The sequence below is a fragment of the Bacteroidota bacterium genome, assembly GCA_016715425.1.
Classification (GTDB): Bacteria; Bacteroidota; Bacteroidia; order Chitinophagales; family BACL12; genus JADKAC01.
On sequence record JADKAC010000001.1, the window covers coordinates 354363 to 370960 of the forward strand.

At 33.0% G+C, this 16598-nt stretch carries 16 protein-coding genes; 7 read left to right on the top strand and 9 right to left on the bottom strand.

Annotation, left to right across the window (positions count from 1 at the left end):
• From IPN31_01505 to IPN31_01535, 7 genes are all read right to left on the bottom strand, one after another.
• Entirely contained in the window at positions 1-924 is a 924-nt protein-coding gene (locus tag IPN31_01505; GenBank protein ID MBK8680591.1) for an ABC transporter ATP-binding protein, read from the bottom strand.
• A gap of 125 nt (positions 925-1049) precedes the next feature.
• Positions 1050-1409, bottom strand: coding sequence for a four helix bundle protein (locus IPN31_01510; protein ID MBK8680592.1), 360 nt, complete (start codon positions 1407-1409; stop codon positions 1050-1052).
• Positions 1410-1419: 10 nt separating this feature from the next.
• Positions 1420-2346 carry an HlyD family efflux transporter periplasmic adaptor subunit gene (locus tag IPN31_01515; GenBank protein MBK8680593.1) on the bottom strand — a complete coding sequence of 309 codons (927 nt, stop codon included), beginning with the start codon at positions 2344-2346 and terminating at the stop codon, positions 1420-1422.
• A gap of 3 nt (positions 2347-2349) precedes the next feature.
• Entirely contained in the window at positions 2350-3627 is a 1278-nt protein-coding gene (locus IPN31_01520; protein MBK8680594.1) for a TolC family protein, read from the bottom strand.
• Between the two features lie 4 nt (positions 3628-3631).
• Entirely contained in the window at positions 3632-4255 is a 624-nt protein-coding gene (locus IPN31_01525; protein ID MBK8680595.1) for a TetR/AcrR family transcriptional regulator, read from the bottom strand.
• A gap of 207 nt (positions 4256-4462) precedes the next feature.
• Positions 4463-5953: a T9SS type A sorting domain-containing protein gene (locus tag IPN31_01530; protein MBK8680596.1), complete on the bottom strand. Its 1491-nt coding sequence runs from the start codon at positions 5951-5953 to the stop codon at positions 4463-4465.
• A 244-nt stretch (positions 5954-6197) separates the two neighbouring features.
• A complete protein-coding gene (locus IPN31_01535; GenBank protein ID MBK8680597.1) occupies positions 6198-8327 on the bottom strand; it encodes an elongation factor G in 2130 nt (709 codons plus the stop codon).
• Positions 8328-8517: 190 nt separating this feature from the next.
• Here IPN31_01535 and IPN31_01540 point away from each other — a divergent pair, with 190 nt between their 5' ends.
• Together IPN31_01540 and IPN31_01545 are read left to right on the top strand one after the other, a co-directional pair.
• On the top strand, positions 8518-9441 hold the full coding sequence (locus IPN31_01540; GenBank protein MBK8680598.1) for a bile acid:sodium symporter family protein: 924 nt from the start codon (positions 8518-8520) through the stop codon (positions 9439-9441).
• Positions 9442-9467: 26 nt separating this feature from the next.
• Positions 9468-10868 (top strand): 1-acyl-sn-glycerol-3-phosphate acyltransferase, encoded by a 1401-nt coding sequence (locus tag IPN31_01545; GenBank protein MBK8680599.1) that lies wholly within the window; start codon positions 9468-9470, stop codon positions 10866-10868.
• Here the strand turns inward: IPN31_01545 and IPN31_01550 are convergent.
• The gene (locus tag IPN31_01550) at positions 10865-12286 is read right to left on the bottom strand and encodes an aminotransferase class I/II-fold pyridoxal phosphate-dependent enzyme (protein MBK8680600.1); all 1422 of its coding nucleotides are present in this window, start codon (positions 12284-12286) and stop codon (positions 10865-10867) included. The two genes, IPN31_01545 and IPN31_01550, sit on opposite strands and share 4 nt — an antisense overlap.
• A gap of 34 nt (positions 12287-12320) precedes the next feature.
• On the opposite strand from IPN31_01550, the gene IPN31_01555 reads away from it, so the two are divergent.
• Positions 12321-13253, top strand: coding sequence for a diacylglycerol kinase family lipid kinase (locus IPN31_01555; protein ID MBK8680601.1), 933 nt, complete (start codon positions 12321-12323; stop codon positions 13251-13253).
• Positions 13254-13263: 10 nt separating this feature from the next.
• Here the strand turns inward: IPN31_01555 and IPN31_01560 are convergent, their stop codons facing one another.
• Positions 13264-13920, bottom strand: coding sequence for a YggS family pyridoxal phosphate-dependent enzyme (locus IPN31_01560; protein MBK8680602.1), 657 nt, complete (start codon positions 13918-13920; stop codon positions 13264-13266).
• 40 nt (positions 13921-13960) lie between these two features.
• Between IPN31_01560 and IPN31_01565 the strand changes: the two genes are divergently transcribed.
• From IPN31_01565 to IPN31_01580, 4 genes are read left to right on the top strand one after another with little or no spacing between them, the layout of a single operon-like run.
• Complete coding sequence (locus tag IPN31_01565) at positions 13961-14338, top strand: DUF4296 domain-containing protein (protein MBK8680603.1); 378 nt, start codon at positions 13961-13963, stop codon at positions 14336-14338.
• Complete coding sequence (locus IPN31_01570) at positions 14335-15033, top strand: CoA transferase subunit A (GenBank protein ID MBK8680604.1); 699 nt, start codon at positions 14335-14337, stop codon at positions 15031-15033. The genes IPN31_01565 and IPN31_01570 overlap by 4 nt, the downstream gene beginning before the upstream one ends.
• A gap of 24 nt (positions 15034-15057) precedes the next feature.
• Positions 15058-15711, top strand: a complete 654-nt coding sequence (locus IPN31_01575) for a CoA transferase subunit B (GenBank protein MBK8680605.1) — start codon at positions 15058-15060, stop codon at positions 15709-15711.
• A gap of 36 nt (positions 15712-15747) precedes the next feature.
• On the top strand, positions 15748-16593 hold the full coding sequence (locus IPN31_01580; GenBank protein ID MBK8680606.1) for an aminotransferase class IV: 846 nt from the start codon (positions 15748-15750) through the stop codon (positions 16591-16593).
• Positions 16594-16598 lie beyond the last annotated feature (5 nt).

The window sequence follows — 16598 nt, forward strand, 5'->3', positions numbered from 1 at the left end:
TTATGCGTGTTGTGATGTGTGCATATATTGCATAAAGCAGTCTTCAATTCCCGGTTCTATTTCCTGAATGGTTACATCCGTATATTTTAATGCTGTTAAATATTGTTCAATATCATTTTCCGATAAAGTTTCTTTTCCACTTATATGCAATGCATCACCAAAACTAAATGCACTTGAAACCTGGTCGTAGTTTCTAAGTACGGAGAGCAAATTAAACATGTCATCAGATTTAACAGCAAATAATTTTTTAGGATAGGAGGCAATAATATTTGAAGGTGAATCTGTTTGCAAAATTTTTCCACCTTGCATCAAAGCAATTTTATCACAGAGCAATGCTTCATCCATATAAGGTGTGGAGACCAGTATGGTTATTTCTTGTTGTTGCAATCGTTTCAACATCTCCCAAAATTCTTTTCTTGAAACTGGATCTACACCAGTGGTTGGCTCATCTAAAAATAATATTTTAGGTTTATGAATTAATGCACAACACAAAGCCAATTTTTGTTTCATACCGCCTGATAATTTTCCTGCACGACGATTTTTAAATGGTTCTAATTGCACATAAATATCTTCTATCAAATTATAGTTTTTTTTTATTGAAGTATTAAATAGTGTTGCAAAGAATTGCAGATTTTCTTCCACTGTTAAATCCTGATATAATGAAAAACGTCCAGGCATATAACCAATTATTTTACGGAGATCTCTATATTGTTTTACCACATCTAAATCATGCACAATCGCATTTCCTGTATCTGCAATAATCAATGAAGTAAGAATGCGAAACAACGTAGTTTTACCCGCACCATCCGGACCTATTAATCCAAATATCTCAGCAGAATTAATTTGCAAACTCACATTATCAAGGGCAAGTACTTTCCCTTTGTTGTAAGTCTTTACTAAGTTATTTGCTTCTATTATTGGCATCTTTATTAAATTGACAGTTGACAGTGGACAGTTGACAATGAAAAAATCTTTACTGATTCATTGGCTATTGCCCAGTTGATAGTTGACAATGGATAATAGACAATGAAAGAAATTAGGTTCATCATTTATTTTTTATTTAATGCAGTTTTTGTTGATTTAACAATTGCGATTAATAATCTTAATATTTCTTTGCAATCATTAATCAGGTGCAAATAATCTTCTTGAGTTAAGAAATCAGTATCTCTTAATAACATTAACCAATATTCAACTTCATTGGCTTCCTTTAATGCAATATTCATCTTATTTAAAAAGTCTGCTTTTGATTGCGTATGTTCAGCCTCTTTTACTAATGCGCCTATAGCAGTGCCGCTTCGTAACAGTTGCTTGGAAAGAACAAATTCTTTTTTATTCTGCGATAGCTCTTTATAAAGATTAATTATTTTAATCGCAAAAGCATAAGACTTATTTGCTATTACATTTTCCATTTTCTAATATTTAATTTTTCATTGTCAACTGTCCACTGTCAACTGTCAATTTGATTTCGCCGTACATTCCTATTTTAATATTGCCATCGTTGGGTACACTTATTTTTATTGCATACACCAGGTTTGCTCTTTCCTCTTTTGTCTGAATTGTTTTAGGAGTGAATTCTGCTTTATCAGAAATCCATGTTATCGTACCATCATAATTTTTAAAAGCGCCATTGCCATCATCAATGGATACTGTTGTTTTTTGATTTAATTGAATCTTTGATAATTGATCACCGGTTACATAAGCTCTTAAAATCATATTCGACAAATCCGCAATTTTATACAATGGTTTTGCAGGTGTTACATATTCTCCCAGCTCCACATATTTAGTAAGTACAGTTCCTGAAATTGGATTTAAAATATAGGATTGCCTTAATTGATCATTTACTTGATCTACCTGATATAACACAGGATCAATTTCACTGTGAATTCCTTTTGTTGTAATTTCTAAATTGGATTGTTGTGCTATTAATTGTTTATGCAATACATCCAACTGCGCATTAATATCATCCAATTGTTTTTGTGTAGCTGCACCTGCATCTAACAAGTTTTGTGTTCTTACTTTTTCTGTATTTGTTGAACGAATTTGTTCTTGAATTGCTGCCAACTGTTTGCTAATATCCGGTTGCTTGCTCAGTATTGCATCTGCCTGTGCCTGTAGTTGTAATTTCTTAAGATGTAATTGCACAGTATCTACAATTCCCACAATACTGTTTTGTTCTAAATGCATTCCTTCTTCCACATTAAATTGAAGAAGTAAACCACTGGCACCTGTTGCTATTATAATTTCTGTTGCTTCAAATTTTCCTGTTGCATCAAAATCATTTCCCGACTTATTACAAGCAGTAAGAAGGAGTGTAGAAATAGTGAGTATGAATAGTATTTTTTTCATGAATTATAATTTGCCGAGAGTAATTAAATAGTTTGTTTTTGCTATAAGTAATTGTGTTTCATGCAAAGCCTGATTTTGTTGCACTTGCAGCAATCCATTTAATTCTACCACATAATCTGTGGATGTGATTACACCATTTTTTAATTGTACATCTGTTGCATTCATTATTTCTTTTTTCAAAACAATAATTTGTTTATCCAACTCTATAAGCTGATTATACTTTGTGATATCCGCCATTTTTTGTTCTGAATCAATGCGTGTATTCAGTTCAAATGTTTTTTGTTGATTGGCAATAGTTTCATTTTGTATAGTATAAATAGCAGCATCTGTTTTTTTAATATTGCCTTGCCATAGCGGATAATTAAATTTAATACCAGCCATATAGTATGCATCGAATTGCGTTAAGAAAAAATTGGGACCGGGAAGGCCATAACCACCAGTTGCAAACAGAGATACTTGCGGGAGATTAATTCCTGATGCAAATTCCTTTTGTTGAGTGGTAAATTCAGATTGTGTTTTAAATAAATCAATCTCAGGCCGTGTAATAGAATTATCTTCCTCTACAATAGTTATCTCCGGTTTTTGAAAATTGGTATTTGATGAAAGAGATTCACCGGTATAACCCGCAAGCATTTTCATTGCTGCTTGTTTCGTATTTATTGTTTCAGTTTGTTGCTGCCGGGTTTTTATTATTTCTGCTTCAAGCACATTTATGGATAATTGTGTTACAACTCCATTAGCCTGACCATTTAATAAATCCTGTTTACGGTCATTAAGTGTTTTTAAAGTATTGGCAATTAATTCTAAATTATCGGTAGCTAATAAAATGTTTGCATACAATTGAATTACTTGTTGTTTTACTTTATACAAATCTGTTTCAAGCTGATATTTTTGCGTAGCATTATCAATGGCTTGTAATGATTTTGCCTGACTAATATTACCGCCATCATAAATTAATTGTGTAACACCAAGTTCTACTTTGTATTGATCTTTTCTCAATATAGGAAAAGCAAAATAAGGAGATTCTCCCGGGATAAAAGGCACATCGCTTTGGTAGCTTGCTTGTCCGTTTAATGCAACTTGGGGTTGCCACGCTGCATTTATTTTTTCTATGCTTACCTCTGAAGTTTTATCTATCACTTCACGCTGTGCTGCAAGTGGATAATTAATCATTGCTTGTTCAATGCAAACAGTAAGAGAAGTAGTGGTAACTACATCTTGTGCTGTAACTACAATTGTTAGAAATATATATACGGATAAAAGAATATATCGTAGTTGCATAATGCTATTTTTTTATAGAGAGTAATATCGAATCTGCAATTATTTCTTTGCGCTGAATCATCATTTTTTCAAATGTTTTCTGATCTAAATCCATAATTGCCATGAGCAATGGTTTAGCAATAAAAGGCCATACACTCATTGCCAGTAAATTCATCATAAGCTGCCGTGGGTCCACTTTTTTTATATTGCCTTTGCGAATTTCTGCCTTCACCAATTTTTCGAACTCTTTGCGAAAATCACCGATATGTGAATGCTGCATATTGCCAATTAATTTTTCAGGATTATGTGCAATTTCATTTACGATAAATAGTGGCAAGTCCTGATTTTGAATGAGTGTATCTAATTCCCCTGAAATCAATCGTTTGATTTTTTCTTCAAAGGATTCTTTACCCTGAAGTGCAGTAATAAATCCCTGGAAAAATTTCCCCATGTTTTCTTTAAACACCATATCAAACATCTTGTCTTTACTTCGAAAGTAGTAATGTAGTAAAGCTCTGTTGATACCTGCCTCCTGCGCAATGTCTTCCATTCTTGCGGCAGCAAATCCTTTGCGAGTAAATACTCTGCGGGCAGCATTCAGAATTTGCTCTTCTGTTCCCGGCTGTAGTTGTTTTGTAGTTTTACCCAATGATTTAACAATTTAGTTAAACAAGGATGCAAATATAGAATAATTATGAAGAAAGCAAATAATTTTAAAATTATTTTCGAAAAGCCGGATGATTGCTATATCGGTTATTTTGAATTTTTAGGAACAAAAAAGCCGGCGATGAACCAGCTTTTTAATATTCAATTATTACACAAATTATGCTATTGTAAATTTCGCTTCAATAAATAATTAATGTAGAATAGTGAGTTTGGTATTAAATAGATTATTACCCTGTTGTTTTATTATCAGGTTATATAATCCTGAAGACAATTTATCTGTGTTTATTTTTTGAGAAGGAGAGGTGATATATATCTCTTTAACTTTTATTCCATTCATGTTTATTATCTCTAAAGAAATTCCGGAATATTCTGTAAAATGAGAATCTATTATTATAAAATTATTTGCAGGATTTGGGTAAATATTAACCGCAACCTTTTGTATTTCTATATTATCTATTGCCACCTCTATTATTGTATCACAATCGCTGCCTGCCAAAGCACCGAGATTATAGTTAGGCAAATTTGGGAGGCCATAAAGTGTTCTTCTACCTCCAAGGTAAATATTATTAGTATCTAAATTGCATGCTAAACCTTCTATGTTAGGGTTATTTATTACACTAAGATTCATAGTGTATTCTGAGAAATCATCAGTAGGCATTAAAAAATGGCTAGTGGCAATATAAATTTTATTGTCTGGTCCAATTTGAAGTTGACCTAATGTATATTTAGGTAAAAACAAATAATTATCTACGACAAGATCATATATCAATTTTTGTGTTTCTGGAAATGGATCATTACAATTAAAACAATATTGATACAATTTAGAGAATTCGTTTAAGCTAAGTGTTGAAATATAGAGTTTATTGCCATCTTGACTAAATTCACACCCATAGAGATAATCATCTGAATCAATAATATTAGAAATTGGTAAATAGAATAAGGAAACTAATTGAGCTGTGCATCTATCGAAACTAAAAATCTCAAGACCATTATTGTCAGCTAAGGCTAATCTATTACCTGCTTGTGTAAAAGTCATCTCACCAACATTATTTCCGCTTCTCAATTTTCCAACAAGTTGTGTATTAATAAAAATTGTATCTGTAGTTATCAGTAATTTATAGAATACATTAGATGAATCTTCGTCAATTCCTTTTTTATGAATTATGAGCCACCAATCTAAACCATTCCCATGTAAAACAGCATTCATTTGCTGAGTTAACTTGTCAAAAATAATAGGCATATTTTTATTATCTATTATATCGCCCAATCCACCGTCAAGAGACATATCAACAATAGAATATTTTAGATTTGAATCAGCGATTGTAAAAATATAATATTGATTATCGTTCTCAGGAAATGGTACAATTATTACTCCCTGTGTTATGGACGAACCGTATTCAACAATTTGATCAATGTCAAGACTGTCTCCATTGCTCATCATAGCATTTAGTCTATTCCAAACAGAAACTCCGTTGGTATAAAATAATAAATTGCCACTATTATCTGAGATGGAGGCAGACGCTTCATGAGCAATACCTGCGGCTGGAATTGCTTCTAATGTGAATTCATTAAACTTAAGAAGAACTGAATCACCAAAATACCAATTATCCGACTTTGATTGGGCAAATAAATTGAGTACATGAAAAATAAATAAAATGATAATTAGCATTTTAGAATTCATAAATTATAATTTTATGATCTTACCATGTTTTATTTCGCCACTGGTACTTGTTATTGTATATAAATAGATACCGGGTTTATAATTTTTTTCTAAATTCATTATCAAATTTAAACTTTTGAATCTGAAATAAAACAATAAATAATATATAGAAAGTAAATATTTATCGAATATGACTTTTAATTTGAAAACAATAACTAAAAAGCCGGCAATAAACCGGCTTTTTATTATTCAATTATTACACAAATTATGCTTCAGCAAGTTCTTCTATATGTGCATGCATTAATTGTTGTTGTAATTCAAATGGAACAGCAGCAAACTCAGAAAATGTTCTCTTGAATTTTCCTCTGCCTTGTGTGAGTGAGCGCAAAGCGGAAGAATATCCATACAATTCTGCTAGTGGAACTCGTGCAATTATTTTTTGATAATGACCATCTGTATCCATACCCATTACAATACCTCTGCGGGTTTGTAAATCGCCAATTACTTCACCCATCATATCAGGCGGAACCATCACTTCTAAATCATAAATAGGTTCAAGTAATTTCGGATCTGCTTCACGGAACGCATTTTTAAATGCCATAGTTCCTGCAAGTTTAAATGCCATATCATTACTGTCAACAGCATGCATTTTTCCATCATATACACTCACTCTTACATCACGCACATAACTTCCTGTCAACGGACCATTTTGCATTTTATCCATCACACCTTTTAATATAGAAGGCAGAAAACGAATATCAATAGCGCCACCAACAATGCAATTTAAATACACCAATTTTCCGCCCCATTTTAATTCATGTTCTTCACGTCCACGTACATTCAAATCTTTTGGATCGGGCATGCCTTCATAAAATGGTTCAACCAACATGTGCACTTCTGCAAATTGTCCTGCACCGCCACTTTGTTTTTTATGTTTGTAGTCGGATTTTACACCTTTTTGAATTGTTTCTCTATAAGGAATACGAGGTTTAATAAAATCAAATTGAATTCCATACAAATGTTCTATTTTCCATTTCAACATTGCAAGATGTAATTCGCCTTGAGCACTTACAATCGTTTGTTTTAATTCCATGTTATGATCAACAGAAATAGTGGGATCTTCCTCATGAATATGATGTAGTGCTGTACCCATTTTTTCTTCATCACCTTTATTATGTACTTCAATTGCAGCTTCCACTTTTGGCAAAGGAAATTTAATTGGAGTAACAGTAACATTCTCACCTTTTGCAGCCAAAGTATTATTGGTATGCGTCTTTTTTAATTTCACTGTTGCAGCTATATCACCCGCCATCACTTCATTAATATTATCACGTTTTTTTCCCTCTACAGTATAAATATTACTGATACGTTCAGCAGCATCCGTATTTGTATTTATTAAATCCATTCCTGTAGTTACTTTACCACTGCATACTTTAAAATAACTCATATCACCAAGATGCGGCTCACTTACAGTTTTAAAAATAAATGCAACAGTAGGATTATTCGAATTGCATGGTAAATCTGCACCGTTGGTTAATTTTTCAGGCATCATGTGGGCAGCACTCGGACAACAATAATCTATAAAACCCATAATGCGTCCGCTACCCATATTATGTTTTGAACATACACAAAACACAGGAAAAAAATCATGATTGCGAATCGAAAGTAATAATCCTTTTTGCATATCGGTTTCATCCAAAGTGCCTTTATCAAAAAACTTTTCCATCAATGTTTCATCGTTCACTGCAATGGCTTCAATTAATTCATCGTGGAGTTGTTTTGCTTTTTCTTTTTCGTTTGCAGGAATTTCTTGTTTATCCGGTTTGCCACCGTCTGTTGGAAAAACATACATCACCATATTTAATACATCAATAATTGCATTAAAATCTACACCTTGATTAATTGGATATTGTACAACAGTTACTTTCGATCCGAACCGTTCTTTTGCTTGAGTAATAGTATTATCAAAATCTGATTTTTCTTCATCTAAATGATTTACAACAAGCAACATTGGTTTGCGCATTTCATCTGCCATTTCCCAAATTAATTCTGTTCCCACTTCCACACCATTAGCACCGTTTATTACAAGAATTCCTGTATCGGCAACTTTAAAAGCACTCACCACTTCACCCACAAAATCATCCATACCGGGTGTGTCTATAATATTAATTTTGGTTTCTTTCCATTCCACATTTAATAGCGTAGAAAAAATACTATTACCCCGTTCATGTTCCAGATCTGTATAATCCGATACGGTGTTTTTTTCTGCAATGGATCCTCTGCGGTTGATTGCTCCGGCTTCGAATAACATACACTCGGCAAGAGTTGTCTTGCCACTGCCCGAGTGGCCAACCAAAACCACATTTTTGATGTGTTCACTATCATACGATTTCATATAGTAGGTATTTATGGTTAAAAAATAAATGGAAACGCAATTTATACAAGTTCATCAGGAAATCAAAGAATATTGATTAATAATATTTTTTGAATGTATTGAAAGGTATAAATTTTTGGAAATCAACAGTGGTTTTGAGGAAACACATTTCAAAAACTTATTTTTATCCTGAACAAGATTAAACCGGTATATGGCCATTGATGAGATCAGGCTTCACATGAGTGAAGGAAATTTATTGTTACTCAATTTTTTGTTGGCATTTTTGATGTTCGGTATTGCATTGAATTTGCGCACAAGTGATTTCAAGCGATTGTTTATGTATCCTCGAAAAGCAGTAGCAGGTATTTTATCTCAATGGATAGTATTGCCATTTTTAACATACTTATTAATACTTATTTTTCAACCATCGGGATCTGTTGCATTGGGATTAATATTAGTAGCCGCTTGCCCGGGAGGAAACATGTCAAATTTTTTATCGAGTTATGCAAAAGCAAATGTTGCTTTATCGGTAACACTTACTGCATTCAGCACTGTGATATGTGTATTTATGACTCCATTCAATTTTGCATTATATGGAAATCTTTATGCACCGGCAAGAGAATTATTAATCGAAATAAGTATTGAACCATGGAAAATGTATTCCACTGTTTTTACAATTTTAGGAGTGCCATTAACTATAGGGATGTTGTTTGCACATTTTCTTCCCCGCATTACGGCATTCATTATAAAACCTGTACGCATTATTTCATTAATCATTTTTATTGCATTTATTGTATTTGCTTTTTTAGCTAACTATTCTATTTTTTTAGAAGTGATTCAAGTGATTTTTTTATTGGTGTTTTTACATAATATTATGGCGCTTTTTTCCGGCTATGGAATCGCTGCATTATTTCGATTAGATTTTATAGATAAGAAATGTATTGCGATTGAAACAGGAATTCAAAATGCTGCTTTAGGTTTAATTTTAATATTTACTTTTTTCAATGGATTGGGCGGTATGGCTGTAACTGCCGGCTGGTGGGGCATCTGGGATTTGATTACAGGATTGGCAATTGCTTATTACTGGAATCGCTTGGATGCAAGATCTTCACAAAGAACAGTATTGCCATTGTAAATCATTTTCTAAGTTTGCGGTGCTAAATGAAAATCCAAAGATTTTTTAAAAGAAATGTAGGTCATCTTGAATTTCAAGGTCATAAAATTGTATTGTGGGATCGCTGGTATTGGCTTGTACAATTCCTGCTTGTAAAGATTCCATTTAAATTTTACTACTCTAAATTTTCAATTCATCAGTGGGAAAATGTTCCTACTGGTAAGCCAATCATTTTTGCAATTACACATCGCAATGCATTTATGGATTCGTTGGCATTTGTAAATACAAAAGATATTCAGGTGTTTCAGTTGGCGAGAGGTGATGCTTTCAGTTCGAAGTGGATGAAGAAATTATTTTACTTCTTTCACATGTTGCCTATCTGGAGGGAGAGAGACAGAGCGGGTAATAGAAATATTTCTAACGATCCCACTTTTGCTGCTTGCTATGAATTACTTTTTAAAAATCAAATGCTGGGAATTTATCCCGAAGGTGATTGCATAAATGAAAATAGTGTAAGACCATTAAAAAAAGGAATTTGCAAAATTGCATTTGGTGCAATGGAGGCATATAATTGGGAGCCGGATATTCAGATAGTGCCCGTTGGTGTAAATTATTCTGATGCAGAAAAATTTAGAAAATGGCAGATGATAAATTTTGGTAAACCGATTTCTGTTGCAGACTTTAAAGAAAAGTATTTTCAAAATGCGGTGAGTGCTACCTCTGAATTAAAAGATGCAATTGAACAGGGAATGCAGGAAGTGGCTTTACATATTCCACATTCACATTATATGGCAGACATTGAAAAGATAAGTGATATGATTTCCCGCTATAATATTTTAGAAAGAAAACAATTGCTTGAACCCATATCAAAATTTAATGAACAACAGCCTTTGATAAAAAAAATAGAAAATATTCGTAATGAATCTCATGAAATGTTTTCTGATTTAATATTGCAATTGCATAAATATCAAAAATTGTTACAACACTTTCGATTCAGAGAAAATACGTTTGATCCCAGCCGACACAATTGGATTGTAATAATAATGATGATGTTATATTTTATTGTGATGTTGCCTGTATATGTGTTTGGTATTGCAGTAAATTATTTACCCTACAAACTCATTGAAAAAGTAATTGAGAATAATGTGAAGCAAGCAATTTTTTATAGCTCATTAAAATATGCAATGGGAATTATACTTTTTCCTGTGTGGTATATTCTGCTGTTTTTTATTACAAAATTGTTTACTGGGAGTCTTATTTCTGCGGTCCTATTTCTAATAGCTTTTCCTATTACCGGAATCATCGCATTTCACTATTGGCAGGATATTAATAAATGGTGGAGTGTACTACGCTTTAAAAAGTGGAAAAATAGCAGTGATAGTATGTTTCAGCAATTATTGGAATTAAGGGATTCAATCATTACATCGGTAAATAATTATTCAAATTAATTGATAAGCTGAACAGCCGCAGCATTTAATTCTGCAAATAATTTATCTGTATGCTGCCGTGTTACATGTTCCTGGCCTGGAACAATCCGCAATACATATTGGCCATTTAATTTTGTTCCTGTTAAATAAAAATTTCCTGATTGATTGATTTGTTTTAATAGTTGCTCATTAAAAATATCTACGTGATTTTCAATTAATAAATCAGTATTGTTATAGCGCACACAAATTACATTCATTGCAAACGGCGCCATAATTTCCCAATTTGGATGGTTTACAAATTGACTGTATAATGTATCAGCAATAGCAATATGGTTTCGCAAAATAGTTTGTAATCCATGAAGTCCATAATTGCGCAACACAAACCATAATTTCAATGCACGAAATCTTCTTCCCAAAGGCAATCCCCAATCTTTATAATTGCGCACAGCATTATCACTTGTTGCATTTATATAATCCGGATTATTGCTGAAAGTATTAATTAGTAATGTATCATCCTGCACATAAAAACAAGAACAATCAAAATTTGTCATCAGCCATTTATGCGCATTCATCACATAGCTGTCTGCATTTTCAATTCCTTTTAATAAGTATTGATATTCGGGCAAAATAAATGCACTACCTGAATAAGCAGCATCCACATGTAACCATAAATTATATTTTTTACAAATGTTTCCTATTTCAAATAATGGATCAAACGCCAGAGAATTTGTAGTGCCTAAAGTGGCAACTACCATCATGGGTTTTTTACCATTTTGAATATCACTTAAAATTGTTTGTTCAAGTGCATTTACATCCATTGCAAAATTTCTATCCGTAACAATTTTTCTCACATTATTTTTTCCGATGCCTGCAGCTTTCGCACCTTTTTCTACAGAGTAATGTGCTTGATTGCTGCAATAGATTGTACATGAAGTAAAATCTTTAAATCCATTTTCATTTATGTTATAATTAGATATTTTTTCTCTAGAACAAATAATTGCAGTGAATGTAGATGAAGAAGCAGTGTCGTGAATTACACCTTTAAAAGTATTGGGTAATCCCGTTGCATCTCGTAACCAATTCAATACTTGTTCTTCCAATTCTGCAGCAGCGGGAGATGTATCCCAAAACATTGCATTGATGCCAAGACCTGCTGCAAATAATTCACCGAGTATAGAAGGGAAACTTGCATTCGATGGAAACATTGCCATAAATCCCGGGTGTTGCCAATGTGTAATGCCAGGCATAATGATAGAATCAATATCTTTCGCAATGGTTTCAAAATGTTCTCCGTTTGTGGGCATGGATTGCGGCAGTTTATTTTTAATGCTTCCCGGTTCTGTTTGTGCAAGTACTTTGTATTGTTCTATTTGTTGATAATAAAAAGCAATACGATCAATCATTGCATAACCTTGTTTACGAAAATCTTTTGAATCCATAGTTTTTGTTTCTTTTGTATAAAATAATTTTCATTTGGAACTCTCAGAATTAAAATGGTTTACTATAATTAATCCTCTTTCCGGCGGTGGTAAAGCAACGAAATTATGGAAGAAATTGAAGCCACTCATAGAATCGTCGGGCGTAAATATAGAATTTGCAGAAACCAAATTTCATAAGCATGCAGTTGAACTTGTGCAGGCTGCTTTACAAGCCGGTGGAAGACACATACTAATAATTGGTGGCGATGGCTCTGCTAATGAAGTAGTGAATGGAATAATGCAATATGCTGATCGTCCGGAGGAAATAACTGTGGCAATGATTTCTGTCGGCACCGGAAATGATTGGGTGCGCAGCATCGGCACCCCACATAATTTAGAAGCAGTGGCACGTAGTTTAAAAGCGGATCAAAGTTTTTTACATGATGTAGGGATTATTGAATATTATAAAAATAAAATTTCTGAAAAACGCTATTTTATTAATATCGCCGGGATAGGTTTTGATGGACTTGTTACCTACAAAGTTTCAAAAGGAATGGGTGCATTTAATAAATCTAAATTTCGCTACTGGATTGGAATTTTACAAACACTGTTCAGCTATAAACATACAATGGCAACTTATACTATTGATGGTAAGATTTGCAAGATTCAAACGCTTTCTGTTGCAGCAGGTATTTGTAATTATAATGGCGGAGGTATGAAACAATTGCCGTTTGCAAAATATAATGATGGCTTGTTGGATATGTCTGTTATTGGTGATATGAGTAAATTGAAAATGATTTTTAGTTTACCAAAATTGAGAAATGGCAGCTTCGTAAATATGGCTGCTGTTAAAACATTTCAGGCAAAAGAAATTGTAATTCATACTGCAAAACCTATTCATGTGGAAGCAGATGGTGAATACTTAGGATTTACTCCGGTTAATATCCGTATAATTCCAGATTGTATTAGCATTCTTGTGTGGAAATAATTACTCAAATCTAATTTCTATCACCAAAAATTAAACTGCCAATGCGCACCATAGTTGCGCCTTCTTCAATGGCAAGAATATAATCAGAAGACATACCCATTGAAATTGTATTAAAATCATTATTGAAAAATTCTTTCTTAATGGAATCAAATAATTTTTTCAAATGTCGAAATTCATTTTTTATTAAATCGCTATCATCACTAAAAGTTGCCATTCCCATCAATCCCGTAATTTTTATATTACTCAACTCCTTAAACTCCGATGAGTTTAATAATGCATAAAGCTCTTTTTCATTCAGACCGAATTTTGTTTCTTCTTTTGCAATATAAATCTGTAACAGGCAAGAAATAATACGATTGTGTTTTTGTGCTTGTTTATTAATCTCAATCAATAATTCTAAACTGTCAACAGAGTGAATTAAATAAATAAATGGTGCAATATATTTTATTTTATTTTTTTGCAAATGTCCAATCTGATGCCAGCGAATGTCCTTTGGCAATTGCTCTGCTTTTTCTGTTAACTCCTGCACTCTGTTCTCACCAAAATCTCTTTGTCCTGAATTATATATCTCTAAAATTTCAGACACAGGTTTTGTTTTTGAAACAGCTACTAATGTAGCGTTGTGCGCATCTAAAAATTGCTTTATTTCCTTATATTTACTATGCATTTTGTATCTTAGCTTCTGTGCGCAAAATTACTTTATACAGTTGAGAACAGCCTTGAGTTTTATCCTGATTTTTTCGTTGATGCAATGTAAACCAAAAAGCGATTTGGTTTTCAATAAAGGTATGTTGAATGATGTGCCCGATACTATTATACAAATTGGACCGATGGTAAAAATCCTTGCAGATATTCATTTAGCTGAAGCTACTATGCAGGAATTGAAAACAGATTCAATGCGGGAACATAAAAATGAAATTATTGCGTCCGACTATTTAAAAATTATGGCTATGCATCATGTGGAATATGAACAGTTTAAAAGCAGCTATGATTATTATTCCGAGCATCCATTAATTATGAATTATATTTATAAAGAAGTAACACAACGATTAAGTTTATTAGAAAGTAAAAAACAAATAGAATGAGTATTCAAAAAGTAGTTGAAAATGCAGAAGCTGCAATTTTTGATATTTCAAATAATAGCATTTTAATGTTAGGAGGATTTGGATTATGCGGCATTCCGGAAAATTGTATTCATGCACTTGTGAAAAAAGGAGTTACAAATCTTACATGCATTTCTAACAATGCAGGAGTAGATGATTTTGGAATTGGATTGTTATTGCAGAAAAAGCAATTAAAAAAAATGATTGCAAGTTATGTGGGTGAGAATTCAGAATTTGAACGCCAATTATTAAGTGGAGAATTAGAAGTGGAATTAATTCCGCAAGGTACTCTCGCTACAAGATGTATGGCTTCCGGTTATGGAATGCCTGCAATTTATACTCCTGCCGGTGTGGGAACTGAAGTAGCGGAAGGAAAAGAAATGCGTGAATTTAATGGCAAACAATATTTGATGGAATATGCTTTTGATGCGGATTTTGCAATTGTGAAAGCATGGAAAGGCGACACTGCGGGAAATTTAATTTATAAAGGCACTGCAAGAAATTTTAATCCACTGATGGCAATGGCAGGAAAAATTACAATTGCAGAAGTGGAAGAATTAGTACCTGCTGGTGAATTAGATCCGAATGCAATTCATACACCCGGCATTTATGTGCATCGCATTTTTCAGGGAAGCAATTATGAAAAACGCATTGAACAACGAACAGTAAGAAAATAATTTTTATTTTAAATTGAATAAGATATGTTAGATAAAAATCAAATTGCACAACGTATTGCACGTGAACTACAAGATGGATATTATGTGAATCTTGGAATTGGTATTCCTACATTGGTTGCCAATTATATTCCCGAAGGAATTTCTGTAACTCTGCAAAGTGAAAATGGATTGTTGGGAATGGGGCCATTTCCGGAGGAGAAAGATGTGGATGCGGATTTAATTAATGCAGGTAAACAAACTATTACAACTTTGCCAGGCTCTGCTTTTTTCGATAGCGCAATGAGCTTTGGAATGATACGGGCGGGTAAAGTTGATCTTACTGTTTTGGGTGCAATGGAAGTTGCAGACAATGGTGATATTGCCAACTGGAAAATTCCCGGTAAAATGGTAAAAGGAATGGGTGGTGCAATGGATTTAGTTGCCAGTGCAAAAAATATTATTGTAGCTATGCAACACACTAGCAGAGATGGTGCAAGTAAATTATTAAAACAATGTTCGCTGCCTATTACAGGTTTAGGCTGCGTGAAAAAAGTAGTTTCTGATCTTGGTGTATTTGATATTACCCCCAATGGATTTAAATTATTGGAACGTGCCCCCGGAGTGAGTGTAGATGAAATTAAATCTAAAACTGAAGGTCGTTTAATTGTTGAAGGGGATATTCCTGAAATACAATTTTAATGTATTCAATCACTTCAGATTTTATTACTTACTACCATGCTGATAAATTATAACGGTCAATTCATTGACGAGATTTTGTTTTCAATTCCTGCTCACAACAGATCTTTTTTATTTGGTGATGGTTTGTTTGAAACCATAAAAGTATTTCGTGGAAAAGCCATGTTTTTTAATCAACATTATGTGCGATTTATTGAAGGATTAGATACTTTGAAAATGGAACTACCCGATTTCTGGACAGTTCCTTATTTTAAAAATCAAGTGGAAGAATTGGTTGAAAAAAATGAATCTACAAATGCGAGAGTGCGTCTTACTTTTTGGAGAGCGGGTAAAGGAAAATACACGCCCGAAAATTTTAGTGCAGAATATATCATTGAAATTTCACCTTTGGAAAATGAATTTTATATAATCAATAAAACAGGTTTGCAAATTGGGGTGTTCGATGAAATAAAAAAAATGCAGAATAAATTTTCAGAGTTTAAATCTGCCAATGCAATGATTTATACAATGGCAGGAATATATGCAAAGGAAAATCAATTAGATGATGTGCTCATAAAAAATACGGAAGGCAGACCAATAGAAATGTTGTTTTCAAATTTTTTCATTCGCAAAGACAATGTCTTAATTACTCCCGCTACAACAGAAGGATGTGTAAATGGAGTGATGCGCAGAGTGCTTATTAAACTATGTCGTAAAATAGGAATTGAAGTGATTGAAAAGGAATTACAAATAGAAGAAATATTGCAGGCAGATGAATTTTTTATAACCAATACAATCCATGGTATTCAATGGGTGGAAACATTCGAAGGCATTACTTACAAGCAGGAAATGGCTGATATATTGTTGGCAAAACTCAATGAACATATACTGGATTCAATGGTTTAGATTGG